Genomic DNA, 22,203 nt, shown 5'->3' on the forward strand with positions numbered 1-22,203 from the left:
CAGAGATTAGTCCACCTTTGTCACTGGTGTGGTGTTGGGACGGGCCTGTCATCGACTGGTGAGGCGTAGTGCGAGGGCCGGGCAGGCGAGGATTGCGCGGCGCGCGTCCGGGAGCTCACCGGTGGTGATTTCGCGGCCGCGGAGGACGGGGAATCCCCACTCGTCGAGGACGATGTCATCAGGCATCAGACCTGCGCAAAGGCCGTGCCCGTCGCACCTGGTCCAGTCGATCTCCACCTTGTTCATCGGGTACCTCCAGGGACGGGCAGAACTCCGAGAACCGGCCGGCCGCAGCCCTGACCGGACAGGTGACGCCGTACGTCGTCGTCGAACACTTCGAGCGCCGATGTGAGGAACCTCGCAGCCCCGTCCGGGTGCGCGCAGGCGCCCCTGCCCGGAATCAGACCGAGGTGCCGCTGGGCGTCGTACCAGCCCTGCCGGTCGCCGATGGTCAGCCGGGCGAAGTCGTCGACGAGCGCCGCGAGGCCGAAGACGCAGGGTCCGCACTGGCCGGCTGACTGACTCCTCAACCACTCAGCGACCCTGGTGACCTCACCGAGCGGACAGGTGGCGGAGCCGAGCGCCAGGATGATGCCGGCGGAGACCTCTGGTCGCTGCAGCGTCACGCCGTCGGTCCGCGGCAGCCAGCGGCCATGGTACCCACCCAGCAGGACAGGTCCCGGTTCTGCGCCGGCGTACTGCAGGACGGTGTCCAGCAGGACACCGGTCGGCGTCTCGATCACACCGGGTCGTTGGACCGCCCCGTCGATCGTCAGCAGCTGCGTACCCGGCTCGCTGATCAGACCGGTGCTGCTGAACCCGCGGGACCCGAGCCGCGCGAGTACGGCGAGCTGCGCAAACGTCTCCACGTTCGACAGGAACGTCGGCCGCTTGTGGATTCCCGCCCGCGTCGGGAGCACGCGTCGACCTGGTGGGACTGCGGCACGCCCTTCGAGCGCGCTCAGCAGTGCACGGGCCTCACCTGCGACGAACCGACCCGGGGTGTCACGCACCTCGATCGCCAGGTGGTCGTCCCGTTCCATCAATGCCTCTCGGAGAGACGTGGCCGCGGCCGGATCATGTACGGCGATCAGCACGTGCGGAGCGCGTAACGCGTGCGCTAGACCGACTGCGCCGTCGAGAACGAGGTGTGGCGAACGGGTGAGGAGCAAACGGTCCTTCCGGCTCACGGGCTCGCTCTCCGAGCCGTTGACCACCACAGCCTCCACACCACGAGCTGGAAGGTCCTGCAGCTTCAGTGCAACCGGAAACGCCGCACCACCACGGCCCCTGAGTCCTACAGCTTCACAAAGCTGCACATAGTCCTCACGGGTCAGCGCGGGCAGCGGACCGTACGTCGAGAGGTGCCGCCGGTGATCCTGGTCGAGCCCAGCCAGCACCCTGGCCTCACCGATGACCCGCCCTTCCAACCCCGCCCGTCCTTCCAACCCCGCCCGTCCTTCCAACCCCGCCCGTCCTTCCAACCCCGCCCGCCCTTCCAGCCCCGCCGAGCGAAGCGAGGCGGGGCTGTTGATGGTGGTCATCGGGTCCTCCAGGCACGGGCGGTTTTAGGGGTTGTGTTGTTGAGGCGATACGCCCCTGCAGTGGCCACTGCAGTGAGGCAGCCGAGCGTGATGCCGAGCATCCACGGCGTACTGCGGTCGGTACCTGCCAGCAATGCGTGACCGACAGACAGCAGCCACCCCACGGACGCAGCGATGTGCAGCTTGCGCCAGTGCCTCGTGAACGTTGCCGACGCGGCCAATCGACCACGGGCTGCTCCGACGAGGGACGCCAGTACCAGGCTGTAGAGAGCGAGCGCACCGACAACCATGGCGAACGGCCGGTAGGCGGCACCGAACGGCCACACCAGAACGGTCGGACTGATAGCCACGTAGCTGTCGGCGATCACGGCAACCACATGTGTCGCCAGCAGGACCAGCCCGGTTACAGCTGCCGAGCGGTGCACGTACTGGAGCCAGAACCTCCGCTCCGGTCGACGTACGCCAGACATGACCATCCCGAGTACGGCGGACAGCGTGAACATGATCATCGTGACCACGCCGGCCGCACGGGCGAGGTACCACAGGGTCATCAGGCGGCCCTGCTCGCAGTCGGCCACCCGCACAGCTCGGTGACCTCACCGTCGTCGGCAATCAGCCGCGCCGGGTGACCGGACAGCTTCAGGCGCCCGACAGCTGCCTCGCCAGTCGCGATGAGCGCAGTGCTGAAGGTATTCGCCCGTACGGCGGTCGGCGCCCAGACGGAAGCAGTCCGGTACAGCCCCTCCGCGGGACGCCCCGTGCGCGGGTCGATGACGTGGTGCCCGTAGCCGGTCGGTGTCTGCCAGCGCCGTACGGTCCTGGTCGAGGTCGTCAGACCGCCGTGGGCCAGCGTCACGAGGACACCCGCATCACCGGCGCGCTCGGCGACCGTGATGACCCACGGCTTCTTCGGCGTACCCGCTGCACGCAGGTCTCCGCCGATCTCGACGAGGACCGCGCAGCCGTAGCGCTTGCTGATCAAGTTGGCCGCCCGGTCCGCGGTCCAGGCCTTGGCGGTGGCGCCGAGGTCGAGAGAGCAGTCCTTCGGTACCCCTAGCAGCGCTAGCTTCCGGTTGAGGCGCACCTCCTGCCAGCCGGCGACCTGCGTCGGGTCGTCGGGCGCCTTGGGGAAGCGCCGCCGTACTGCTTCGATGTCGGTGTCGTACCCGGCCGCGATCACCGCCGGGCCGACGGTCGGGTCGACCGCACCGCCGCTCATCTGGGCCGCAACCAGGCTGACGTCGACCAGGTCGACGAGCAGACGCGACACCGGTACGAGTGCACCGGCGCGGGTGTTGACGATCGACAACTCGGAGTCCGGGCGGAACCTGCTCGCGGCCTTGTCGACGCGGTCCATCAGCGCCTTGAGCTCACCGCACGCCGCCCCGAGTACGGCGGGGTCGTCGACGGTCAGCCGGACCGTGCAACTCCACGCGTTCCACGTGCGGGAGGCGGTCATGACCCGTTGCTCCCGCCATGCGACGTCGAGCCGGAGTTCGCGGACCCGAGTCCGCTCGAGCTGGAATCGCTGCTCGAACTACTGCTGTCGTCGTCCGAGCTGCTGGACGTCGCCGTCGTACCGGTGCTGGTGCCGGAGTGCTTCGCCGACACGACCGCGACCGAGATCCCGGTCGCGCCGACGCCGAGGACGGCAGTGGCTATCGCGGCCGCGGACGCGCGGTGCAGCCAGCGCCGGCGGTTGGGTTGGGATTCGTCTGTGGTGACCATGCCGTAAGCCTCGTGCGAGGCCCGTCAGCCGCGCTCCAAGAGAAGATCAAGCCACCGTCAAGTTCTGCTGAAAGCTCTCTGAGAACAACTCTCAGGAGCGGGTCTCCAGCGGGCAGTCGGTCTCGCAGTGCTTGCCGATCGTGCCGACGATCTCGTCGGCGACCTCACCGAGAACAGCGAGGCGGTCGGGGCCGAACACGTCGACGAAGAACTCCCGCACCCGTGCGGCCTGCGCCGGCGCGCACTCCTTGATCGCCGCCAAACCTTCCTCGGTGATGGCGATCTCCGGATACCGCGATTCGCAGGCCTCTTTGCGGACCAGGCCGCGTTTCTCCATCCGAGTCAGGTGGTGCGACAGGCGGCTCTTCTCCCACTGGGTCGCCCGGCTGAGCTCGAAGGCGCGCATCCGTCCGGACTCCGACTCCGACAGGTTCACCAGGATCTCGAAGTCCGACTTGGACAGGCCGAAGTCGCGCTGGAGATGCCGCTCCAGGTGCGTCTCCAGCGTGCGGTTCATCAGCAGGTAGCTGCGCCACGCCTTCTGCTCGTCGTCGTCGAGCCACGGTCCCTTGCTCACGAGAACCATCCTACCCGCTCGGGTTGACACATCAACCAAGCGCGCTACGATCGGTTGAGTTGACACATCAACCTGACTCTTGGAGTGAACGCTATGAGCAAGCTGATCGCCGTCGTCGGAGCCACCGGAGCACAGGGCGGCGCGCTGGTCCGCGCGATCCTGGCGGATCCGTCCGGCGAGTTCGACGTCCGCGCACTGACCCGGAACCCGGACTCCGCCGCGGCGAAGAACCTTGCCGCGGCGGGTGCCGAGGTGGTCGCCGCCGATCTCGATGACGAGGCGAGCATCCGGGCCGCGTTCGACGGCGCGTACGGCGCTTTCGTGGTGACGAACTACTGGGCGCCGCTGACCCCGGACGAGGAGGCGGCGCGGACCCGCGCCGACATGGAACTCGCCCAGGCCGAGACCGCCGCGCGGGCCGCCCGCGACGCCGGCGTACAGCACCTGGTCTGGTCGACGCTCGAGGACACCCGCCTGTTCTTCGGTGCGCGCGACGACGTACCGAGCCTGGACGACGGGCGCTACAAGGTCCCGCACTTCGACGCGAAGGGCGAGGCCGACGACCTGTTCACGAAGTACGGCGTACCGACGACGTTCCTGCGGACCACGTTCTACTTCGACGCGTTCATCAGCACCATGCCGCCGACCCGCAATGCCGACGGCACGCTGACGATCACGCTTCCGATGGGCGACCGTCCCCTGTCCGGTATCGCCAGCGACGACATCGGCCGCATCGCCTTCGCCATCCTCAAGCGCCCCGACCTGATCGGCCAGACCGTCAGCCTCGCCGGCGACCACCTCACCGGCCACCAGTACGCCGCCGCCCTCACCGAAGCCCTCGGCGAAAAGGTCACGTACCACTCCCCGACCCTCGACGAGTACCGCCAGTACCCCTTCCCCATGGCCGTCGAAATGGCCAACATGTTCCAGTTCTACGCCGAGAACCACGAAGACTTCACCGGCGACCGCGACCTGGCGAAGGTCCGCGAACTCAACCCGTCCCTCGAATCCTTCGAAACCTGGCTCAACCTGCACAAGGCCGACCTACAGGCCGCCACTAAGTGACCCATCGTGTTGGGCGGGTCTGCCCCTGAGCCGCCCGCATCAATAAGCAACAATTCGCGCTTTTGACCGCCGATTGCCAAGGTCTCACGGAACAGCGACGGAACAGAACCGGAGCCCGAGGCACGCCAGGCACGGGGTGTCGCATCTAGCCCCGGCTCCCGCCGAGCCGGGGTGGGTCGGCTCGCTGCCGCCGGGAGTTGCGGAGCCGGGGGCAGCCGATTTGAAAGCCGACCTCGAAGCGCCGGGCGCCTCGACGATCATCGGGATCGCGCGCGGGGTACGCCCCGGTCGTGGTGTCGGCCCAGGCCCGTCCGTGGGTTGTTCGACGCTCTTCATCTTGACGTTCCACGCGGGCTCGTTCGCGGGGTCGCTGCAGTAGTCGAAGACATCCTCGGGCGACCTCCCGATGTCGGCCTCGCTCTCGATCACCGCGACGCGTCTGGGGTTCGGGATCACGAACCGTCCATGCCCCTCGTCCGTCAAAGGCGTTTGGTTACCCAGTCGTTGGCGGCGGGTATGAGCACGATGGCGATGACCACCGCGCTGCCCACGATGTGCATCCATAGGTTGATCTGCACGCCCGGGTCCGAGAGCCCGACGTCGAGTCGATGCTGCCCGACGATGAAGGGGATGACGGTAGCCAGCCCGACGACGGCTGACACGATCGCCGTGGGCCCCCACCAGGAATACCCCTTGAACACAGCCCATCCCGCGATCGCGAATCCTGCCAGGGTGACAAGCGCCAGAATGTTGGCCAGGGTCCATGCCGTTCCCTTCGGCGGCGATGCCTTGCCGGCGAAGGCCGGCGTCATCCACAGGAAGGTTGTCCCGAACAGGAACAGACCAAGCGCTACCAGGTTCTTGAAGCTCCACATCGCCCTCTCCCCTCCCTTCCGGCCCGTTACCTACGGTCCACAATCAGGCTCTCTCCTCAGCATGCGCCTCGAGCATTCGCTTGCGGATGGCGGGACCTTCGTCCTGCGAGGTCGGGTCCAATGCACGGTTCCGATCGGCCGCCGCCAGCGCAGTGTTCTGTGAAAGAGCTCATGCCTGGCGCACAGGTCGCGCCATAGGCGGTGCTTCACGGCGCGACCTGCCATGCCACCCGGGCCGACCGGCCCGGACGACGCAAGGGAGGTCGTCATGCGAAACACAGCCACTACACCCAGATCACTGGGAGGCGCACCGGTACGGGACGGGCCCGTCGGCACGGTCCTGCGGCGGGTTGGTCGCTTCGCGCTGCACCTGGCCGAGATGTGCATGGTGATGTGCGCCGGCGCCATCGCCTTGAGCGTGGTGTTCTTCGGCGCCGCCGCCCTGCTCGGGTACGGCGAGCTGCCGCAGACAGCGCCGACGCTGTCGGTGTTCGTCATCGCGGTGAACCTGTCGCTGCCGATGGCGGCATGGATGAGGTTCCGCGGCATGCCATGGCGGCCCACGCTGGAGATGGCCGGCTCGACGATGCTGCTCGGACTGTTGCTCATCGCGGCATACTGGGCCGGCCTCATGCCCGCCGACAGCCTGATCGAGATCCAGACCAGCCTGGCGTGCCCGGTGATGATCGCCGTCATGCTGCCGCGGTTCGGCCTGTACTCGGCCAGCCACACCGCCCATCACGAGCACGTGGGTCAGCCACGAGCCACAAGGAAAGGAGCGATTGATGGCCACGATTAAACAGGCGGCGTCGGAGTTCCTGGCCAAGAAGCGCATCGCCGTCACCGGGGTCTCGCGCCATGGCGGCAACCACGGCGGCAACTTCGTGTACCAGCGACTGCGCCAGCGAGGCTACGAGGTGTTCGCGGTGAACCCCAACGCCGACCGAGTGGAAGGCGACAGGTGCTACCACGACCTGAAGTCGATCCCCGGCGGTGTGCAGGCCGTGGTCATCGGCACCCGCCCGCAGGTCGCCGAAGAGACGATGCGCGAGTGCGACGAGCTGGGAATCAAGCACGTGTGGATGCACCGGTCGTTCGGCGCGGGCAGCGTCTCGGACAAGGCCACCGGGTACGGCCGCGCGCACGGCATCACCGTGATCGACGGCGGTTGCCCGCTGATGTTCGAGCCGACGTCGGATCGCGGACACCGCGTCATGCGAACGGTCGCAACGCTGACCGGCAACGCGCCGAAGCGGGTCTGAGGGCAGCAAACCAACCCCGGATTCCGCAATGCGATTCGTGTACTGCTACCTCATGAAAGGGCCGCAAGATCATCGAGGCTGCGCCGCAGCACGCAGCCTCGACCTCACAGCGTAGGTGCGTGGGGATTTGGCCCCACGCGCCTGGGCCGATCGACTCGCAACTCTGCGTGGGTGCAGGGCATCAAGTCATATGAGAGCCCGATGCGGGAGGACGAGAGGGCTCGTCTCCTGGGGCTCCGCCGGGCACCGAGTACACCTCCGGGGGTCGGAAATGAATCGGAAATTCTTTGCTCCAGCGATCATGGCCGCGGCACTGCTCACAGCCGGCGGACTGCCGGCGGCGGCAGCTCCAGCAACCAGTACGACGGTCTGCAGCCTTCGCCTCGGGTCAGTCGACGCCACGGGCGGCGAGGTCTTCCAACAAGTCGCGGCCACTCGGCCACCGACCATCTCCAGCGACGGTCCGACACTGCCGGTCTTCGCGGCGGGCCAGGTCCGGCTGAGTAGTTCTCTGGTGGTGAAGCCGGGTCCCGTGGGTCCGGCGGTCGACAGCTACGTGATCATCGGCAGCGCGATGTACCACAGCACCTACCGCACCGGCGTCGACGGGCGACTGGATCCGAAGCATCCGCCGGTGTTGACCCGCATCGGTGGCGGCTGGGGCACCTTCACCGCGTTCGAACGATCTATCCGGGCGGGATACACGACGTACTACGGCCTGCGGAACGACGGCATGCTGTTCCGGTGGACCTCCGGGGCGGACGGTGTCTGGCACCGTGCCGGCTCGGTCCCTGGGTTCGCAGGGTTCAAGACGATGGCGCTGATCAGCAAGACGCGCACCTACGACACGTTCCTGATGAACACCCGCGCCGGAGCGCTGTTCACCTTCCACATCCCCGTCGGCTCACCCATGCACGGCATGGTGAAGATGGTCCGTGAGCGGACGTGGCAAGGATTCGAGTCACTGGTGGCGGAGAAATGCGGTGTGTACGGCACGCTGTTGCTCGGCATCGACCAGGACACTCACGCCGGTTATCTGTACGCCGTGGGGCACGCGAACGGCTTCGCAACGGTGATCCAGCAGATCGGCAAGGTCCCCGTACCCCTCACGGATCACGTGTACTTCCGGGTCGTTCCCAGCCCGGCAGTCGACGTATTGAACGGCGAGTGACGGGGCCGGAACCGAGCCTGGAGCTGTCCGCGGCCGTCGGTAGCTTTGGCGGTCTACCGGGAGCTCCGGCTCCTCGCGGGGTGTGACGGACGGCGATCTCGCGCTGTCGCCGAGCCCGGGATCGAGTTCCCAAGCTGATGTTGACACCAGCTCTTCGACACCTGATCAGAACACGACAAGAACTGCTGTCGTCGATCTTGCCAGCTCTCGCTATGGCGGCACCACGCGGCCAGGATGTACCACAAAGCGACGATTCGGCTGCTCGTGATCAATGCGGTCAGTATGGCTGCGGTGCGAGGAGGTTGGCCCATGTCTGGCAGAGACCCGCTGCGCGTCGGACTGAGCTACGCGTGGGCGTTCCTGCCGCTGCTGTCGCTCGGCTTTGTTACGCCCCTGGTCTTCTTCTTCGCGGCGACGCGCCTCAAGTATCGCTCCCTGTGGATTGCCTGCGCGTTGTACACCGGCGCCCTCGTGATCGAGCAGGTGACCGCCCCCAACTACCAGGTGGTGGCCGATGTCGCACTCGCCGCCTTGACCCTGGGTGCCACGGGGCACGCCCTGGCCATCAGGGCGCCGGTCTTCTTCGGCCGGTCGAAGCCGAGCGCGATGGAGCTAGCCGTGGACACAGCGGAGGAGCGGCGCCGGTTGCGCGAAACGGCCCGCGACCTTGCCGCAGGGGACCCAGCGCTGGCCCTCGAACTTAGGGTCGGTCGACCGGACCTGGCGCGCGACTACGACGACGGTGGGGTCGTCGACGTCAACCACGCCCCCGCCGATGTCCTGGCCTCCCTGCCGGGCGTGACACGCGAACACGCTGAGCTCATCGTGCGTTTGCGCGAGGAGCACGGCGGATTCGTATCGGCCAACGAATTATGCGTCTTCGCCGAACTTCCACCCGAAGTCACCACCTCGGTCACCGAACGAACCGTCTTCTTGCCTGATCAGGCGCCATCGTCATAGCGAGCGTGAATGACAGGACGAGGCAAGAATGGCCGGTCGTCACTCCCGCACGTCTGGGACGCCGCCCATCACTCACTTCCCCAATGCAGCCGCCATCATCTGGCTGTCCACACAGTTCGACCACACGATTTACGCCTCGGTAGATCGACAGACGCTGGCGAGCTCAGCTGCCCAGGCGGCCTCGGCGTCGGCGACGCGTTCGTCATACCGCGCGTGGCTACTTCCCTCCAAGGTCGACCGCGACGTCAGTCCATGGACTGGAGGATGCGGTTGAGGGTTTGGTGGCCCATTTTGCTCATGATTGGGTTGGTTTTGACGTAGTACCAGACGACGCCCATCGCCTGTTCGAACGCCCAGGCCTTGCCGCGTTCCCACTCCAGGTCGTCGGAACCCAGCGTCCGTCGGAGCACTTCCCGTGGGCCCGGCTCTAACAGGTGCCAGGCACTGACCAGGTCCAGCGCGGGGTCGGCCGGGCCGAAGCCGCCGGTGTCGAGTACGCCGCTGAGCCGGTCGCCTTCGACCAGTACGTTGCCGGGGATCAAATCACCATGGCTCATCACGTCCGCAGCCGTGCGTGGCAATTCCCGAAAGTAGCTCCACAGCTGACGCAGCCGCGGTACGTCGAGCAGCCCCTTGCTCTCCTCGAAGCACTTCGCCATCCAGTCGTCGTGGTGAGCGAGAACGCCGCCACGACCGTCGCCGCTGAACAACCGCCCTCGTGTCTCCACATCCCGCAGCGCCGCGATGAAGGTCGCAAGATCCTCGGCAAAAGCGTCCGACGTACTCGGGTCGGCATCGAAGGCGACCGTTCCCGGTAGCCAGGTCTGGACTGCCCACGGCATGGGGTAACCCGCTCCAGCTTGTCCGAAGGCGACGGGTTCCGGGGCGGGGAACGGGGACACCTGCGCCAGCTCCGCGCTCGCCTCGGCTTCCTGTTCCAGAACCGCCAACGCCTCGGCAGCATCGACCAGACGCAGTGGGAAACGCGCAGAGAGGTCGTTCCCGATGCGGAAGATGGCGTTGACCGTCCCGGTCGAGGGCACGGGTCGGATCGTCTCGCCCTTCCACTGAGGGAACTGGTCCTGGATCAAGGACGCAACGGTTTCGGTGGTTACGTCCACTTGGTCATCGTGCACCGGCCCATACCTACACGACAGTCACCACAATCGGCACTCATTTTGACTCTGCGGGTGATGGGTACTGGCGCGGGACGATGAGCGAAGCTGCGGCCCGCCCTGGGGCATCGGTACGAAACGGGCACGTTCTGCGGACGGTCGTGCCCGGTGTCGCGATGATCGCGGTCACGTTCGGGTTCGCGCGCTACGGATACGGACTGCTGCTGCCGCAGATGCAGGCCGACCTGGGCATCACGCCACGCGCCGCGGGGCTGACCGCATCGGCCGGGTACACGTCGTACCTGATCGCGAATCTGTCCGTGATCTGGATGACCGTCAGGCTGGGACCGCGGTGGCCGATCGGACTCGCGGCGGTACTCGCGGCCATCGGGATGACGATCGTCGCGGCCGCCGGCACCTCATTGATCGCACAGGTCGGCGTGGTCGTCGCCGGCACCGCGGCCGGTCTGGCATTCCCGCCGTACGCCGACATCGTGGCTCAGCAAGTGCCCGCGGCTCGGCGTGCCCTGGTGTGGTCGACGATCAGTTCCGGAACCGGATGGGGAGTCGCGCTCGGAGGACCGGTCGCGATCGGCTTCGGAGACGACTGGCGATTCGCCTGGCTGGTGTTCGTCGTCCTGGCGGTCGGCGCGGGAATCCTCGCGACGGTGTGCGCACCAGCGCGAGGGCGAGACTCGCGTCGGCCCCGGGTGCCACAGCTGAGTTGGACCTGGTTCGTCTGCCCGAAGTCTCGCCCGCTGTTGCTCTCCTCCGTCCTCATCGGGGCCGGCAGCGCTGTGTGGTGGACCTTCAGTGTCGAGGCGCTGCACAAGGCCGGACTTGCAGCCGGAGAAGCCAAGACTGCCTACGCGGTGTGCGGTGCCGCCAGCCTCCTCGCCTCGCTCAGCGGATCGGTCGTCGATCGCATCGGCCTGCGGAACAGCTACCTCGGCTCCTGCGCGCTGCTCACCGCAGCACTGGTCCTGATCGCGGTCGGAGCCCGCCAGTTCGTCATCGCCCTGCTGGCCGCGGCCTTGTTCGGTACCTTCTACAGTGCGGTGATTGCGACCCAGGGCATCTGGAGTGCCGATGTCTTCGCCTCACGCCCCTCGGCCGGTCTCGCCGCAGTCAACACCGCACTCACCATCGGCACCATCGCCGGTCCAGCCGTGGCCGGACTCCTGATCAACCGATCCGGCTACCCCGCCACGCTGCTCGCGGCGGCCTCGGTGGTCGCGATCTCCATCGTCTTCTGCCCGCCATCGGCACGCCGCCGCGAGATCCTGGCAGCGCACCGATGCCGAGCCGCACCGATCCGCGACTGACAACCAGCAGGTGACCTGCAGCCGTCAGGTGCTGATCTTGAACTTGGGCGAGATCGCCAGTTCGGCCAGCTGGCGGCCGGTGAACACCGGTTGCGTCAGCGGCGATCGCCCCGTGCGATCGCTCTTCTTGGCCTGCGCGAAATACACGACGGTGCCGTCGTCGTACCGGTAGGCGGCCCACTGGTCGTAGCTGTCGTTCCCCTTGGTCGTCAGTACGCCGACCTTCTTGCCGCCGACGTCCACGACAGCGCAGGTGCCGGTCCCGCCCCAGAACTTCTTCGCCAACGTGCACGGGTCCGTCGCCGGTTTGCCGTTGGGCGTGGTCGACATCACCAGCAACTTGCCGACCCGGTTGTCTTTCTGCACCGGGATGGAGGCCGAGTACTCCCAGTAGTCCGGCTCCCCGTCACTGGACGCGTACTGGGTCTGCGGCCATCTCATCGGGTCGCCGCCGGGGTACTTCAGGTCCGGCGAAGTGAACCCCGGTGGCAGTGACGAGGTCAGGTCGTTCATCAGCTTCACGGCCCGATCGGCGCGAGGACCCGTGGACGCCGTGCGGTCCACCTGGCCCTCCGGCCACGGGTCGCCGGTCTTCCGGGTCTTCGGTGCAGTCGTCGGCGCGACAGTGGAGACCGGGGGCGGCGCGGACGCCGACGGCGGGGATGCCGACGGCGTACCCGGCCCGCCCGCCACCATCTGGCCCACCGACCGGTGACCGTTGAAGTTCGCCACCAGTGCGGGACCAGCCGTGACGCCAACCACCAGCGGTACGACGGCGAGCGCGGCCCAGGTCGCCCTGCGCCGCTTGCGCACCCGGCGGGCCTGCTCCAGAGCGTGCGCAGGATCCATCGACGGCGGTGGGCTGCTCCGCACGATCACGTCATGCAGTGCCTCGTTGAGATCCTCTTCGTTCATCGAACCCTCTCCTCTTCCAGCAGACCGCGCAGTGTCGCCAACCCGCGCGCGGCCTGGCTCTTGACAGTTCCGGCCGAGCAGTCGAGCAGCTCAGCCGTCTGCTCGACGGACTGGTCCTCCCAGTACCGCAGGACCAGTACGGCGCGTTGCCTCGGCGGCACCTTCACGAGTGCCTCCAGCAACACGAGCCGTTCGTCGGCAAAGTCGGCCGACGGCGCCGCCCGATCGGTCGTCTCGGACGCGACCGACTCGTGCCGGAACCACCCCCGGCGCCGCTCGGACAGGAACGTACGGATGAGTGTCTGCCGGGTGTAGCTGTCCATCGCCTCGTGCCGCTGGATCCGCCGCCACACCAGGTAGAGCTTCGTGAACGTCTGTTGCACCAGGTCTTCCGCACGATGCCAGTCGCCGCACAGCAGGTACGCCGTGCCACGCATGGCGTCGGAACGTGCCGCGAAATACGCCTCGAACGCCGCGTCCCGATCACTCATCCGATCTCCCATCGTCGATACCGGGTTAGACACGCCTCCGGCGCCGAAGTTGGTTGCATCCGCCGGTGGAACCTCGTACGCACGCTAGGGTCACAACCATGTTCGGTGTGCGAGGCAGGACGGCTCATCTGGCGTGGTACCGGAGCGATGAGGCGCCGGCCGAGGTCGCGTTCCTGCACGGTTTCTCGGACTCTGCGCAGTGCTGGGAGCCGGTGATCCGCGCGCTGCCCGGGATCCGCGCGCTCGCGATCGATGCGCGCGGGCACGGTGAGTCCGGGCTTCCGGACGAGCCTGTTCGCTACGAGGCACACCGCGACGATGCCGCCCTCGTGCTGTCGAGCCGGCCCCAGGACGGCGGGATCGTCGTGGTCGGCCACTCGATGGGTGCGATGGCGGCCGCGCACCTGGCTGCGTCGCGGCCGGACCTGGTCCGTGCAGTCGTGCTGGAAGACCCGCCGACCGGAACCCCTGGCGACCGGTACGACGAACCGTGGTCCGAGCCGAACTGGCTCGCGGAGGTCCGGGCACTCGATCTGCCGTCACGGATCGCGATGGGCCGATCCAACGACCCCGACTGGCCCGACGACGAACTCGAGCCCTGGGCTGTGTCGAAGGCGCAGGTCAACCCGCACCTGTTCGATCTCACGTTCCGCGACGCCGGCCCGTTGACCGACCTGCTCGCCGAGATCACGTGCCCGGTGCTCCTGATCCACGGCGACACCGAGCGCGGCTCCCTGATCTCCCCCGAGTACGCAGACCGCTGCGCCCAAGCAGCAGGCGGCGAGTTCAGTGCAGTACACATCGCCGGCGCCGGCCACTCGGTACGCCGCGACAAGCGGCCGCAGTACCTCGCAGAACTCACCCCGTTCCTCGACCGATACCGCTAGTGGAGGGTGTAGCCGCCGTCGATCACCACTACTGAGCCGGTCATGAAGCTGGACGCCGGCGAGGCCAGGAAGACGACGGTGGGCGCGATTTCTTCGGGTACGGCGTACCGCTGCATCGGGGCGTCGTCGATCCAGCGGGACTTGAACTGTGGCTCGTCGACCGGCGCCATCTCGGTCTTCACATAGCCCGGGGCGACGGCGTTCACGCGAATGTTCAACGGCGCCCACTCCGCGGCCAGGGACTTGGTCAGCTGATGGACCGCGGCCTTGGAGGCGTTGTACGCCGGTTGCCACTGGGGACGGTTCACGATCTGTGCGGAGATCGACCCGATGTTGACGATGGTGCCGCCGCCGACCGTCGTGAAATGCCGGGCCGCCTCCTGGCTGAGCTTCCACAGGCCGTCGACGTTCGTGGCGAAGACGGCGTCCCATTCGTCGTCGGGAACGTCGAGCGCCGGCCGGTGAACGCACGCCCCGGCGTTGTTGACCAGGATGTCGAACCGCCCGGTCACGTCCAGCGCCGTCTGGATCGCCGCCCGGCCGGAGGTCCGGTCGTTCACGTCGAGGCCGACGCCGACCACCGTCCGACCGGTCTCGCCCGCCAGCGCTTCGGCCGCCTGCTGCGAGGCCGCGGCGTCGCGCGGACCGATCACCACATCCGCACCGGCCTCGGCCAACGCAGTAGCGAAGGCACGACCGAGGCCTCGATACCCGCCCGTCACGAGAGCCGTCCGCCCGATCAGCGAGAACTTGTCGAGAACCCCCATCACACAACAACCGCTTCGATAGTCATCCCGACATTGTCACCGGTCGCCGCAGCTGACCATGGCGCCCGCAGCTCGAGCCTGCTTCCGGTACTGCGGCTGTGGTCTTAGGCTGTAGCGGGTCGGGGAGACTGCGCTGGGCCTGAGGTAGGGCGCACCGCTTGGAGGGCGGCGGACTGTGGAACGTGGAAACGTGGTCCGCGGCCAAGAAGCGGAGCGAACTCGACCTGCGAGACTGCTCGGCCGGCGGGCTGAGCGGGCCGTCCTCGACCGCCTGCTCGCCGAGGTGCGCAACGGCACCAGCCGGGTACTCGTCGTCAGGGGCGAGGCCGGGGTCGGGAAGACCGCGTTGCTGACCTACGCGACCGACTCCGCGGCGGACCTCAGCACGCTGCGGGCGGCCGGCGTCCAGTCGGAGATGGAGCTGGCGTTCGCGGCACTCCATCAGCTGTGCGCGCCGCTGCTCGATCGCCTGCCCCGGATCCCCGAGCCGCAGCGCCGGGCGCTCGCGACGGTGTTCGGGCTGGCGCCAGGTCCCGCTCCGGACCGCTTCATGGTCGGACTCGCAGTGCTCAGCCTGATCTCCGATCTGGCCGGCGAACAGCCGGTCCTGGTCGTCGTCGACGACGCGCAATGGCTCGACACGGCGACGGCGCAGACGCTCGGGTTCGTCGCCCGCAGGATCGGCGCCGAATCGGTCGGGTTGTTGTTCGGCGCCCGCGAGATCGGCGTGGAACTGCACGGTCTCTCCGAGCTAGAGGTCGAGGGGCTGCCGGCTGACGAGGCACAGGCGCTGCTGGGATCAGCTGTCGAGTTCCTGCTCGACGAACCCGTCCGCAAGCGGATCGTGGCCGAGACCGGCGGTAACCCGCTGGCCTTGCTCGAACTGCCCCGCGGCCTGACGGCCACGCAGCTCGCGGCAGGGTTCGGCCTGCTCGGCGGACAGGGTCTGCCCGGACGCATCGAGCAGAGTTTCCTGCGGCAGGCCGATGCCCTTCCCGCACCGACCCGGCAGCTGCTTCTGGTCGCGGCGGCCGAGCCGATCGGCGACCCGGTGCTCGTCCGGCGGGCCGCAGACCACCTAGGGATCGACGCGGCCTTTGCCGAGATCGACGGACTCCTCAGCCTGGGCGAGCGGGTGACGTTCCGCCATCCTCTGGTTCGGTCAGCGCTGTACGGATCCGCCTCCGAGACAGACCGCCGCGCAGTACACCTGGCGCTGGCCGGCGCGACGGACTCGGCAGCCGACCCGGACAGGCGCGCCTGGCATCTGGCCGCGGCCGCGACCGGACCTGACGAGGACGTCGCTCTGGAGTTGGAGCGGTCCGCCGACCGCGCTCAGGCCCGAGGCGGCTTCGCTGCCGCGGCTGCGTTCCTGCAGCGCGCGGTAGCCCTCACCCGTGATCCGCTCCGGCGGAGCGAGCGCGCGCTGGCCGGCGCGCACGCCAGTCTGCAGGCCGGTGCGTTCGAGACCGCGTGGGCGCTGCTGGCGACGGCCGAGGCAGGCAAGCTCGACGACCTGGGGCGGGCCCGGATCGATCTGCTCCGCGCCGAGGCGGCGTACGCGCAGCAGCGTGGCCGGGACGCGCCTGGCCTGCTCCTGCGTGCTGCCAAGACCCTTGAAAAGCTCGACGTACAGCTCGCTCGCGACACCTATCTCGATGCCTGGAGCGCCGCCCTGTTCGCAGGTCAGCTGGCTGCGGGCACCGGTCTGCGCGAGGTCTCACTGGCAGCCGAGGCAGCGCCGCGGCCCGAGAGGTCCACGCGAAGTTCTGATCTGCTGCTGGACGGGTTCGCGTTGCTGTTCGCCGAGGGCCGGGCTCGTGCAGTGCCGCTGCTGAAACAGGCTGCCATCGCGTTCGGTGAGCAGACGGCCTCGACCGAAGAGGTGCTGCGCTGGGGATGGATGGCCACCGCGGCGGCGGCGACCGCGTGGGACTTCGAAGCCTGCCGGTCCACCGCCACCCGGCAGGTGGAAGTGGCACGTGGCGCCGGTGCGCTCGCGGTCCTGGCTGTCGGTGTCAACGTGCTCGGCCAGGTCGTCGCGCTGGCCGGTGACTTCGCCGAAGCCACCTCGCTCGGGGCCGAGGCCGATGCGGTCCGAGAGGCCACCGGCACGCACGTGCTGCCGTACGGCGGACTGGTGCTGGCAGCACTGCGCGGACGCCCGGACGAGGCGTTCCCGTTGATCGACGAGACCATCGCGAGCGCGACCGCCGAGGGGCAGGGTACGGCTGCGCAGTACGCGCGCTGGGCGAGGTCCGTCGTACTCAATGGTCTCGGGCGCCACGACGAGGCGTTGCCGTGGGCGATCTCGGCGAGCGAGGACACACCGGAGCTGTTCGTGTCGTCGTGGGCGCTCAGTGAGCAGGTCGAGGCGGCCGCACGGAGCGGACGCCAGCGCGAGGCAGCTGCCGCACTCGAGCAACTGCAGGCGAAGACGCTGGACACCGACGAGCGCTGGGGCCGCGGGATCGAGGCCCGCGCGCGGGGCTTGGTGGACGACGGCGCGACCGCTGAGGGTGCGTACCTCGAGGCGATCGAGCAACTGACCGGCACCCGGCTGCGCCCGGATCTGGCACGTGCCCATCTGCTGTATGGCGAATGGCTGCGTCGTCGTACTCGCAGAGGGGAGGCGCGGGCGGAACTGCGCAGCGCGTACGACCTGTTCACGTCGATCGGCATGGCTGCGTTCGCCGAGCGGGCGCGTCGCGAGTTGCAGGCGACCGGAGAGACGGTACGCCGCCGAGCGAGCGGACCCGCCGCGGGTAGCGGGCTCACTCCGCAGGAGCTCCAGATCGCCTCGCTGGTCCGCGACGGACTGTCGAACCCCGAAGTGGGCGCCCGGCTGTTCCTGAGTCCCCGCACGGTCGAGTGGCACCTCCGCAAGATCTTCGACAAGCTCTCGATCAGCTCGCGCAGACAGCTACGCGAGGCGCTGCCCGAGACCGGTCAGGAGGCGAAGGTTTAGCTCCGGAGCAGTTGCTGGCCACCGTCGACGTCGTACGTCGCACCGGTGAGTGCTGTGTTCGTCATCAGGTGGATGATCAGCGCGGCCACGTCGTCCGGACCGACCACGCGCCGGATCGGAAGCGTGTCGCGCAGCTCGGCGCGCCGCTGTTCGAGCTGATCGCCGAGCAGCCGCGCCGACAACGGTGTGTCGACGAACCCGGCCGCGACGGCGTTCACCCGGATCGGGGCGAGTTCCAGTGCGGCGTTGGCGGCGATCGCCTGCAGTCCGACGGTTCCGATCGCGGCGAGACTCAGGCCGACCCCGGGCCGGCGCGCGCCGGTACCGCTGATGAGCGTGAGGGAACCGCCGGGACGAACCCGTCCGATGCAGAGCCGGGCGATTCGCAGGACTCCGAGCAGATCCTCGTCGAGGAGGCGCCGTGCCCGTTCGAAGTCCAGCTCGGCGATCGGTGCGTAGAACGGTCCGCCCCCGCTCACCAGGACATGGTCGAGCTCTGCGGGCAGGTCGGCGAAGACCTGCTCGAGACGCTCGGGATCGCCCAGGTCCAGGGTCGGCGCACTCTCGGCGTCGACCTCGGCGGCGGCCTTGGCGAGTCGTTCGGGATCGCGGCCGGTGACCACGATCCGGGCGCCGGCCGCGTGGGCCTGGTGGGCGGCCGCCAGTCCGATCCCCGAACTTCCGCCGATCACGACCACAAGCTGCCCGTCAAGTCTGTCGCTCATCGTGTTCTCCAGTTCATCAGGTCAGTTGGACACCGGTACCGCGCACCCGTGCACGCGCGGCGTCGCCGGCAGTTGCGTGGCTGGCGGGCGGCCGCGGGCGACATACCGGAAGGTGATCAGCGCGGCAACGACGCTCAGGCCCGCCATCACGAGCATCGCCGTCTGGTAGCCGTGTGCGAGGGGCTGGACGAGGTCGTCCGAGCCGCCGACGCCTAGCAGGGCAGGTACGAGCGCGATCAGGACGACGCCGCCGACCCGGGACGCGGCGTCGTTGATCGCGGATGCCTCGCCCAGGTCGGTGTCGTCGACAGCAGCCAGTACGCCGGCCGTTAGCGGAGCGACGGTCAGACCGATACCGAGACCCCACAGCAAAGCGCCCGGCAGGATCGCGTGCAGGTAGCTCTCGCCGGGGCTCGCCGCCGACAACCAGGCGAATCCACCGGCCACGATCAGGATGCCGACAGCCATCGGTCCACGAACGCCCACGCGTGCCACGAGGCCGCCGACGAACGGCGAGACGAGCAGGAAGACGGCTGACTCCGGGATCAGCGCCGCACCTGCCTGGGTGGCGCTGTAACCCAGCTGTAGCTGGCACTGCAGGACGACCAGGTAACTCGCCGCCGACAGGGCTCCGTAGAAGAGGACAGTCGCGGCATTGATCGCGACGAACTGCTTGATCCGGAAGAGCACCGTACGCACCATGGGCGCGGGCCGCCGTTGCTCCAGCGGAATGAGTACGACCAGGCAGACCACGCCGACAGCACCCGGCACCAGCACCTTGGTGCTCCCCCATCCGGACTCTGGTCCCGCGGTCAGCGCATAGATGACACCGCCCAGCCCGAGGACGGTCAGCAGAGCTCCCGTCACGTCGACCGAGAGCGCCCGGCGTGGGCGGCTGACTTCCGGTACGCCGTGCAGTACCCACAACGCTGCTGCGATCAGCGGAACGTTCAGCAGGAACACGTACCGCCAGGAGCCATGGTCGATCAGCCACCCGCCGCCGTACGGACCGAGCGTCGTACCGAGGGTCGACAGCCCCGCCCAGATGCCGATCCCCTTGGCACGGTCCGCCGGGCGCAAGGTGCCGTTGAGCAAGGCCAAGCTGCTGGGGACGACCATCGCTCCACCGGCTCCTTGCACGACCCGGGCGGCGATCAGCGCCGCGATGTTCGGGGCTGCCGCACAGCACAGCGACCCGATCAGCATCACGACCAGACCGGTGATCAGGATCCGGTGCCAGCCGAAGTGATCGGCCAGCGCACCGGCGAGCAGAAGCAGGGCGGCGACGGTCACCAGGTAGCCCGTCAGAACCCATTGCAGCCCACTCACCCCGGTCCCGAGGTCGCGACCGATCGCCGGAATCGCGACGTTGACCATGTACGCGTCGATGAAGCCGACCATCGAGGCGAGTACCGTCGCCGCGATCAGCAGCGCGCCGGCCCGCCCACGCACCGCGACCCCCGAGTACGCCGCCCGCTCGTCGCTGGCTGTCATCTCACACCCTCCCGTCAGCCGCCGCCGGACCGTTCGGGTGCGGCGACAGCGCGGTCATCGTGACGAGGAATTCCATCTCCGCCTCCGGCTCGTGGATGTTCTCGCCTCCACGATGTGGCTTCCGCGGCGGAGATCACCCCCGTGACTGTCACTGGTTGCCGGGGACCAGGGACACTCACTGGCCCGACGGGCGCGTGGTCCGGGTGAATCTGGACCCGAGCGAAGGGAGTCCGTGATGGACAGGAAGCACGAGTACGACGTGATCGTGCTCGGGGCCGGCGCCCCGGGAGAACACTGCGCCGCAACGTTGGCCAAGGGCGGGGCGCGCGTCGCCGTCGTCGAGCGGGAACTGCTCGGCGGCGAGTGCTCGTACTGGGCCTGCATCCCGTCGAAAACCCTGCTGCGCCCGGGCGAGGCGCTGGCCGAGGCCCTCGACGCGCCTGGTGCCCGGGAGGCCGTCACCGGCTCCCTCGACGTCGCCGCGGCCCTGGCGTGGCGGGATTTCATGGTGTCCGGCTACGACGACTCAGGGCAGGTCTCGTGGGCCAAGGGCGCCGGCATCGAGGTACTGCGCGGTCACGGCCGGCTCGCGGGTCCGCACACGGTCGCGGTGGACGACCGGACCTTCACCGCCGACGCGATCGTGGTCGCGACCGGCGCCGACCCGATGATCCCGCCGGTCCACGGGCTGGCGGAGCTGCCCGGCCTGTGGACGAATCGCGACGTCACCGGGATGGTCGAGGTGCCGGATCGGCTCCTCGTCCTCGGCGGCGGCGCCACCGGTGTCGAGATGAGTCAGGCGCTGGCCCGGATGGGCACGGCCGTGACGCTCCTCGAGCGCGGCGAACACCTGCTGACCCGTGAGCCGCGAGCGGTCGGCGAGGCAATCGCCACCGCACTCGCCGCGGACAACGTGGACGTCCGGGTCGGCACCGGCGTGGAGCGAGCTGGGCTCGCGGGATCGACGTACGTCGTCGACCTCAGCGACGGGACCCAGGTGACGGGTGATCGGATCCTGGTCGCGACCGGTCGCCGGCCGCGCGTCGACGGCATCGGGCTGGACACCGTCGGCATCGATCCCGACCCACGCGGCATCCCGGTCGACGACACACTGCAGGCGGCACCCGGCATCTGGGCGATCGGCGACGTCACCGGGCTCTGGCAGCTGACCCACGTCGGCGAGTACCAGGGCCGTGTTGCCGCAAGCAACATCCTCGGAACCTCACGTACGGCGAGCTACGAAGCGGTGCCGCGCGTCGTGTACAGCTACCCGCAGGCCGCGTCCGTCGGTGCCGCGGACGGCGCGTTCACCGCGACCATCCAGCTGTCCGGGGTGCCGCGAACCTCGACGTACCTGCGCTCGTACGACACCCAGCCGGGCTTCCTGACCCTCGTCTCCGACGGCACCGTGATCACCGGCGCGTACGCCGTCGGCCCGGAAGCCGGCGAATGGCTGCAACAAGCGACCCTCGCCGTTCGCGCGAAGGTCCCGCTGCCCGTGCTCCTCGACGTCATCCAGCCGTTCCCGACGTTCTCCGAAGCCTTCCTGCACGCGCTGCGCGACCTCGAAACCCAGATCGCCGCCCGCTGAGTCAGCGACCGAGGAGTCCGACGGCGAAGGAGACGACCAGGACCGAGAGCATCAGGGCCGAGACCGATTCGACGGCCATCAGGAGCTTGGCCCGAACGGTCAGCGGCATGGTGTCGGTGGGGCTGAAGGCCGACGAGTTGGTGACGGACACGAACAGGTAGTCGATGAACCCCGGGGTCCAGCCGGACCTGGCCGAGGACCGCTGCGCCACTTCACTGATCGCGTCGTGGTCCTCGTCCTGGGGAAACCGGAAGTCGGCAGCGGGGAGTCCCGGCCGGTCGACCCGAAAGCGCGAGACCGGACCGCCCCGATCAAGCTCCCAATACGCGAGCGCGAACACGAGAACGTTCGTCAGCCACACCTGGCCGGCGGCTGCCAGCAACTGACCACCCGCTGTCGCCTCTCCCGCCACCAGCGACCGGATCAGCAGCACGAGGGCAGTCGTGTTGGACAACGCGATCAGCAGCACGAGGCCGATCGACAGCCGCCGCAGGAAGCGGTTCTCCTTGCTCATCCGGCGCGGGTTGGCCAGCACGAGGGGAACGAACAACAGCAGTTCCAGCACCGGGATCACGAACCGTGGCCCGATCTGCAGAGCGCTGGGCAGAACGGTGTACAGCCCGATCGCCGCCATCACCGCGACCGCGGCCGGCAACCGGGGCTCAGCCGGACGGGTCTGCCGCGTCCGTTCATCATTCATGCAAGCCACCCTGGCACACGAGTCGCGGGGCACCGCGCAGGCG

At 68.5% G+C, this 22,203-nt stretch carries 23 protein-coding genes; 9 read left to right on the forward strand and 14 right to left on the reverse strand.

All coding sequences use genetic code 11. From position 1 onward, the window contains the following. Positions 1-48: 48 nt before the first annotated feature. From EV651_RS36320 to EV651_RS36345, 6 genes are all read right to left on the reverse strand, one after another. Positions 49-246 (reverse strand): ferredoxin, encoded by a 198-nt coding sequence (locus tag EV651_RS36320; RefSeq protein WP_133789839.1) that lies wholly within the window; start codon positions 244-246, stop codon positions 49-51. Beyond that, positions 243-1,544, reverse strand: coding sequence for an NADH-ubiquinone oxidoreductase-F iron-sulfur binding region domain-containing protein (locus EV651_RS36325; protein ID WP_133789841.1), 1,302 nt, complete (start codon positions 1,542-1,544; stop codon positions 243-245). The genes EV651_RS36320 and EV651_RS36325 overlap by 4 nt, the downstream gene beginning before the upstream one ends. After that, the gene (locus tag EV651_RS36330) at positions 1,541-2,095 is read right to left on the reverse strand and encodes a hypothetical protein (protein ID WP_133789843.1); all 555 of its coding nucleotides are present in this window, start codon (positions 2,093-2,095) and stop codon (positions 1,541-1,543) included. The genes EV651_RS36325 and EV651_RS36330 overlap by 4 nt, the downstream gene beginning before the upstream one ends. Next, positions 2,095-3,003 (reverse strand): FAD:protein FMN transferase, encoded by a 909-nt coding sequence (locus tag EV651_RS36335; RefSeq protein ID WP_133789845.1) that lies wholly within the window; start codon positions 3,001-3,003, stop codon positions 2,095-2,097. Before EV651_RS36335 ends, EV651_RS36330 begins: the two co-directional genes overlap by 1 nt. Further along, positions 3,000-3,272: a hypothetical protein gene (locus tag EV651_RS36340; RefSeq protein WP_133789847.1), complete on the reverse strand. Its 273-nt coding sequence runs from the start codon at positions 3,270-3,272 to the stop codon at positions 3,000-3,002. Before EV651_RS36340 ends, EV651_RS36335 begins: the two co-directional genes overlap by 4 nt. Before the next feature lie 91 nt (positions 3,273-3,363). After that, positions 3,364-3,858 carry a MarR family winged helix-turn-helix transcriptional regulator gene (locus tag EV651_RS36345; RefSeq protein ID WP_202870669.1) on the reverse strand — a complete coding sequence of 165 codons (495 nt, stop codon included), beginning with the start codon at positions 3,856-3,858 and terminating at the stop codon, positions 3,364-3,366. Between the two features lie 84 nt (positions 3,859-3,942). Between EV651_RS36345 and EV651_RS36350 the strand changes: the two genes are divergently transcribed. Further along, the gene (locus EV651_RS36350; protein ID WP_133789851.1) at positions 3,943-4,914 is read left to right on the forward strand and encodes an NmrA/HSCARG family protein; all 972 of its coding nucleotides are present in this window, start codon (positions 3,943-3,945) and stop codon (positions 4,912-4,914) included. Positions 4,915-5,393: 479 nt separating this feature from the next. Here the strand turns inward: EV651_RS36350 and EV651_RS36355 are convergent, their stop codons facing one another. Further along, complete coding sequence (locus tag EV651_RS36355; RefSeq protein WP_133789853.1) at positions 5,394-5,789, reverse strand: hypothetical protein; 396 nt, start codon at positions 5,787-5,789, stop codon at positions 5,394-5,396. A gap of 268 nt (positions 5,790-6,057) precedes the next feature. On the opposite strand from EV651_RS36355, the gene EV651_RS36360 reads away from it, so the two are divergent. From EV651_RS36360 to EV651_RS36375, 4 genes are all read left to right on the forward strand, one after another. Next, positions 6,058-6,588, forward strand: a complete 531-nt coding sequence (locus EV651_RS36360) for a hypothetical protein (RefSeq protein WP_133789855.1) — start codon at positions 6,058-6,060, stop codon at positions 6,586-6,588. Further along, on the forward strand, positions 6,575-7,051 hold the full coding sequence (locus EV651_RS36365; RefSeq protein WP_133789856.1) for a CoA-binding protein: 477 nt from the start codon (positions 6,575-6,577) through the stop codon (positions 7,049-7,051). Before EV651_RS36360 ends, EV651_RS36365 begins: the two co-directional genes overlap by 14 nt. 271 nt (positions 7,052-7,322) lie before the next feature. Continuing rightward, positions 7,323-8,222 carry a hypothetical protein gene (locus EV651_RS36370; protein ID WP_133789858.1) on the forward strand — a complete coding sequence of 300 codons (900 nt, stop codon included), beginning with the start codon at positions 7,323-7,325 and terminating at the stop codon, positions 8,220-8,222. Between the two features lie 234 nt (positions 8,223-8,456). Next, on the forward strand, positions 8,457-9,182 hold the full coding sequence (locus EV651_RS36375; RefSeq protein WP_133789860.1) for a helix-hairpin-helix domain-containing protein: 726 nt from the start codon (positions 8,457-8,459) through the stop codon (positions 9,180-9,182). 245 nt (positions 9,183-9,427) lie between these two features. Here the strand turns inward: EV651_RS36375 and EV651_RS36380 are convergent, their stop codons facing one another. Further along, positions 9,428-10,303: an aminoglycoside phosphotransferase family protein gene (locus EV651_RS36380; protein WP_238157423.1), complete on the reverse strand. Its 876-nt coding sequence runs from the start codon at positions 10,301-10,303 to the stop codon at positions 9,428-9,430. A gap of 92 nt (positions 10,304-10,395) precedes the next feature. Here EV651_RS36380 and EV651_RS36385 point away from each other — a divergent pair, with 92 nt between their 5' ends. Continuing rightward, complete coding sequence (locus EV651_RS36385; RefSeq protein ID WP_133789864.1) at positions 10,396-11,622, forward strand: MFS transporter; 1,227 nt, start codon at positions 10,396-10,398, stop codon at positions 11,620-11,622. A 24-nt stretch (positions 11,623-11,646) separates the two neighbouring features. Here EV651_RS36385 and EV651_RS36390 read toward each other — a convergent pair whose 3' ends face one another. Further along, on the reverse strand, positions 11,647-12,537 hold the full coding sequence (locus EV651_RS36390; RefSeq protein WP_133789866.1) for a hypothetical protein: 891 nt from the start codon (positions 12,535-12,537) through the stop codon (positions 11,647-11,649). Beyond that, positions 12,534-13,028, reverse strand: coding sequence for a SigE family RNA polymerase sigma factor (locus tag EV651_RS36395; protein WP_133789868.1), 495 nt, complete (start codon positions 13,026-13,028; stop codon positions 12,534-12,536). The genes EV651_RS36390 and EV651_RS36395 overlap by 4 nt, the downstream gene beginning before the upstream one ends. A gap of 98 nt (positions 13,029-13,126) precedes the next feature. On the opposite strand from EV651_RS36395, the gene EV651_RS36400 reads away from it, so the two are divergent. Beyond that, positions 13,127-13,915, forward strand: a complete 789-nt coding sequence (locus tag EV651_RS36400; protein WP_133789870.1) for an alpha/beta fold hydrolase — start codon at positions 13,127-13,129, stop codon at positions 13,913-13,915. Here EV651_RS36400 and EV651_RS36405 read toward each other — a convergent pair. Next, entirely contained in the window at positions 13,912-14,682 is a 771-nt protein-coding gene (locus EV651_RS36405; RefSeq protein ID WP_133789872.1) for an SDR family NAD(P)-dependent oxidoreductase, read from the reverse strand. The two genes, EV651_RS36400 and EV651_RS36405, sit on opposite strands and share 4 nt — an antisense overlap. A 175-nt stretch (positions 14,683-14,857) precedes the next feature. On the opposite strand from EV651_RS36405, the gene EV651_RS36410 reads away from it, so the two are divergent. After that, positions 14,858-17,650, forward strand: coding sequence for an AAA family ATPase (locus EV651_RS36410; RefSeq protein ID WP_202870670.1), 2,793 nt, complete (start codon positions 14,858-14,860; stop codon positions 17,648-17,650). On the opposite strand, the gene EV651_RS36415 is transcribed toward EV651_RS36410, so the two are convergent. Together EV651_RS36415 and EV651_RS36420 are read right to left on the reverse strand one after the other, a co-directional pair. Beyond that, entirely contained in the window at positions 17,647-18,375 is a 729-nt protein-coding gene (locus tag EV651_RS36415) for an SDR family oxidoreductase (RefSeq protein ID WP_133789874.1), read from the reverse strand. The genes EV651_RS36410 and EV651_RS36415 overlap by 4 nt on opposite strands. A 21-nt stretch (positions 18,376-18,396) precedes the next feature. Continuing rightward, positions 18,397-19,869: a DHA2 family efflux MFS transporter permease subunit gene (locus EV651_RS36420; protein ID WP_133789876.1), complete on the reverse strand. Its 1,473-nt coding sequence runs from the start codon at positions 19,867-19,869 to the stop codon at positions 18,397-18,399. Positions 19,870-20,104: 235 nt separating this feature from the next. Here EV651_RS36420 and EV651_RS36425 point away from each other — a divergent pair, with 235 nt between their 5' ends. After that, the gene (locus EV651_RS36425; protein WP_133789878.1) at positions 20,105-21,460 is read left to right on the forward strand and encodes an NAD(P)/FAD-dependent oxidoreductase; all 1,356 of its coding nucleotides are present in this window, start codon (positions 20,105-20,107) and stop codon (positions 21,458-21,460) included. A gap of 1 nt (position 21,461) precedes the next feature. Here EV651_RS36425 and EV651_RS36430 read toward each other — a convergent pair whose 3' ends face one another. Continuing rightward, positions 21,462-22,160: a hypothetical protein gene (locus tag EV651_RS36430; protein WP_133789880.1), complete on the reverse strand. Its 699-nt coding sequence runs from the start codon at positions 22,158-22,160 to the stop codon at positions 21,462-21,464. Positions 22,161-22,203: the final 43 nt, after the last annotated feature.

Source organism: Kribbella sp. VKM Ac-2571 (genome assembly GCF_004362255.1).
Classification (GTDB): domain Bacteria; phylum Actinomycetota; class Actinomycetes; order Propionibacteriales; family Kribbellaceae; genus Kribbella; species Kribbella pratensis.

Coding starts and splice junctions, on each gene's coding strand:
- EV651_RS36390 (WP_133789866.1), bottom strand. CDS start 12,537: ATGAACGAAGAGGATCTCAACGAGGCACTGCATGACGTGATCGTGCGG.
- EV651_RS36370 (WP_133789858.1), top strand. CDS start 7,323: ATGAATCGGAAATTCTTTGCTCCAGCGATCATGGCCGCGGCACTGCTC.
- EV651_RS36345 (WP_202870669.1), bottom strand. CDS start 3,858: ATGGTTCTCGTGAGCAAGGGACCGTGGCTCGACGACGACGAGCAGAAG.
- EV651_RS36400 (WP_133789870.1), top strand. CDS start 13,127: ATGTTCGGTGTGCGAGGCAGGACGGCTCATCTGGCGTGGTACCGGAGC.
- EV651_RS36420 (WP_133789876.1), bottom strand. CDS start 19,869: ATGACAGCCAGCGACGAGCGGGCGGCGTACTCGGGGGTCGCGGTGCGT.
- EV651_RS36385 (WP_133789864.1), top strand. CDS start 10,396: ATGAGCGAAGCTGCGGCCCGCCCTGGGGCATCGGTACGAAACGGGCAC.
- EV651_RS36365 (WP_133789856.1), top strand. CDS start 6,575: ATGGCCACGATTAAACAGGCGGCGTCGGAGTTCCTGGCCAAGAAGCGC.
- EV651_RS36405 (WP_133789872.1), bottom strand. CDS start 14,682: ATGGGGGTTCTCGACAAGTTCTCGCTGATCGGGCGGACGGCTCTCGTG.
- EV651_RS36340 (WP_133789847.1), bottom strand. CDS start 3,272: ATGGTCACCACAGACGAATCCCAACCCAACCGCCGGCGCTGGCTGCAC.
- EV651_RS36325 (WP_133789841.1), bottom strand. CDS start 1,544: ATGACCACCATCAACAGCCCCGCCTCGCTTCGCTCGGCGGGGCTGGAA.
- EV651_RS36430 (WP_133789880.1), bottom strand. CDS start 22,160: ATGAATGATGAACGGACGCGGCAGACCCGTCCGGCTGAGCCCCGGTTG.
- EV651_RS36350 (WP_133789851.1), top strand. CDS start 3,943: ATGAGCAAGCTGATCGCCGTCGTCGGAGCCACCGGAGCACAGGGCGGC.
- EV651_RS36395 (WP_133789868.1), bottom strand. CDS start 13,028: ATGAGTGATCGGGACGCGGCGTTCGAGGCGTATTTCGCGGCACGTTCC.
- EV651_RS36320 (WP_133789839.1), bottom strand. CDS start 246: ATGAACAAGGTGGAGATCGACTGGACCAGGTGCGACGGGCACGGCCTT.
- EV651_RS36375 (WP_133789860.1), top strand. CDS start 8,457: ATGTACCACAAAGCGACGATTCGGCTGCTCGTGATCAATGCGGTCAGT.
- EV651_RS36415 (WP_133789874.1), bottom strand. CDS start 18,375: ATGAGCGACAGACTTGACGGGCAGCTTGTGGTCGTGATCGGCGGAAGT.
- EV651_RS36330 (WP_133789843.1), bottom strand. CDS start 2,095: ATGACCCTGTGGTACCTCGCCCGTGCGGCCGGCGTGGTCACGATGATC.
- EV651_RS36335 (WP_133789845.1), bottom strand. CDS start 3,003: ATGACCGCCTCCCGCACGTGGAACGCGTGGAGTTGCACGGTCCGGCTG.
- EV651_RS36355 (WP_133789853.1), bottom strand. CDS start 5,789: ATGTGGAGCTTCAAGAACCTGGTAGCGCTTGGTCTGTTCCTGTTCGGG.
- EV651_RS36425 (WP_133789878.1), top strand. CDS start 20,105: ATGGACAGGAAGCACGAGTACGACGTGATCGTGCTCGGGGCCGGCGCC.
- EV651_RS36360 (WP_133789855.1), top strand. CDS start 6,058: ATGCGAAACACAGCCACTACACCCAGATCACTGGGAGGCGCACCGGTA.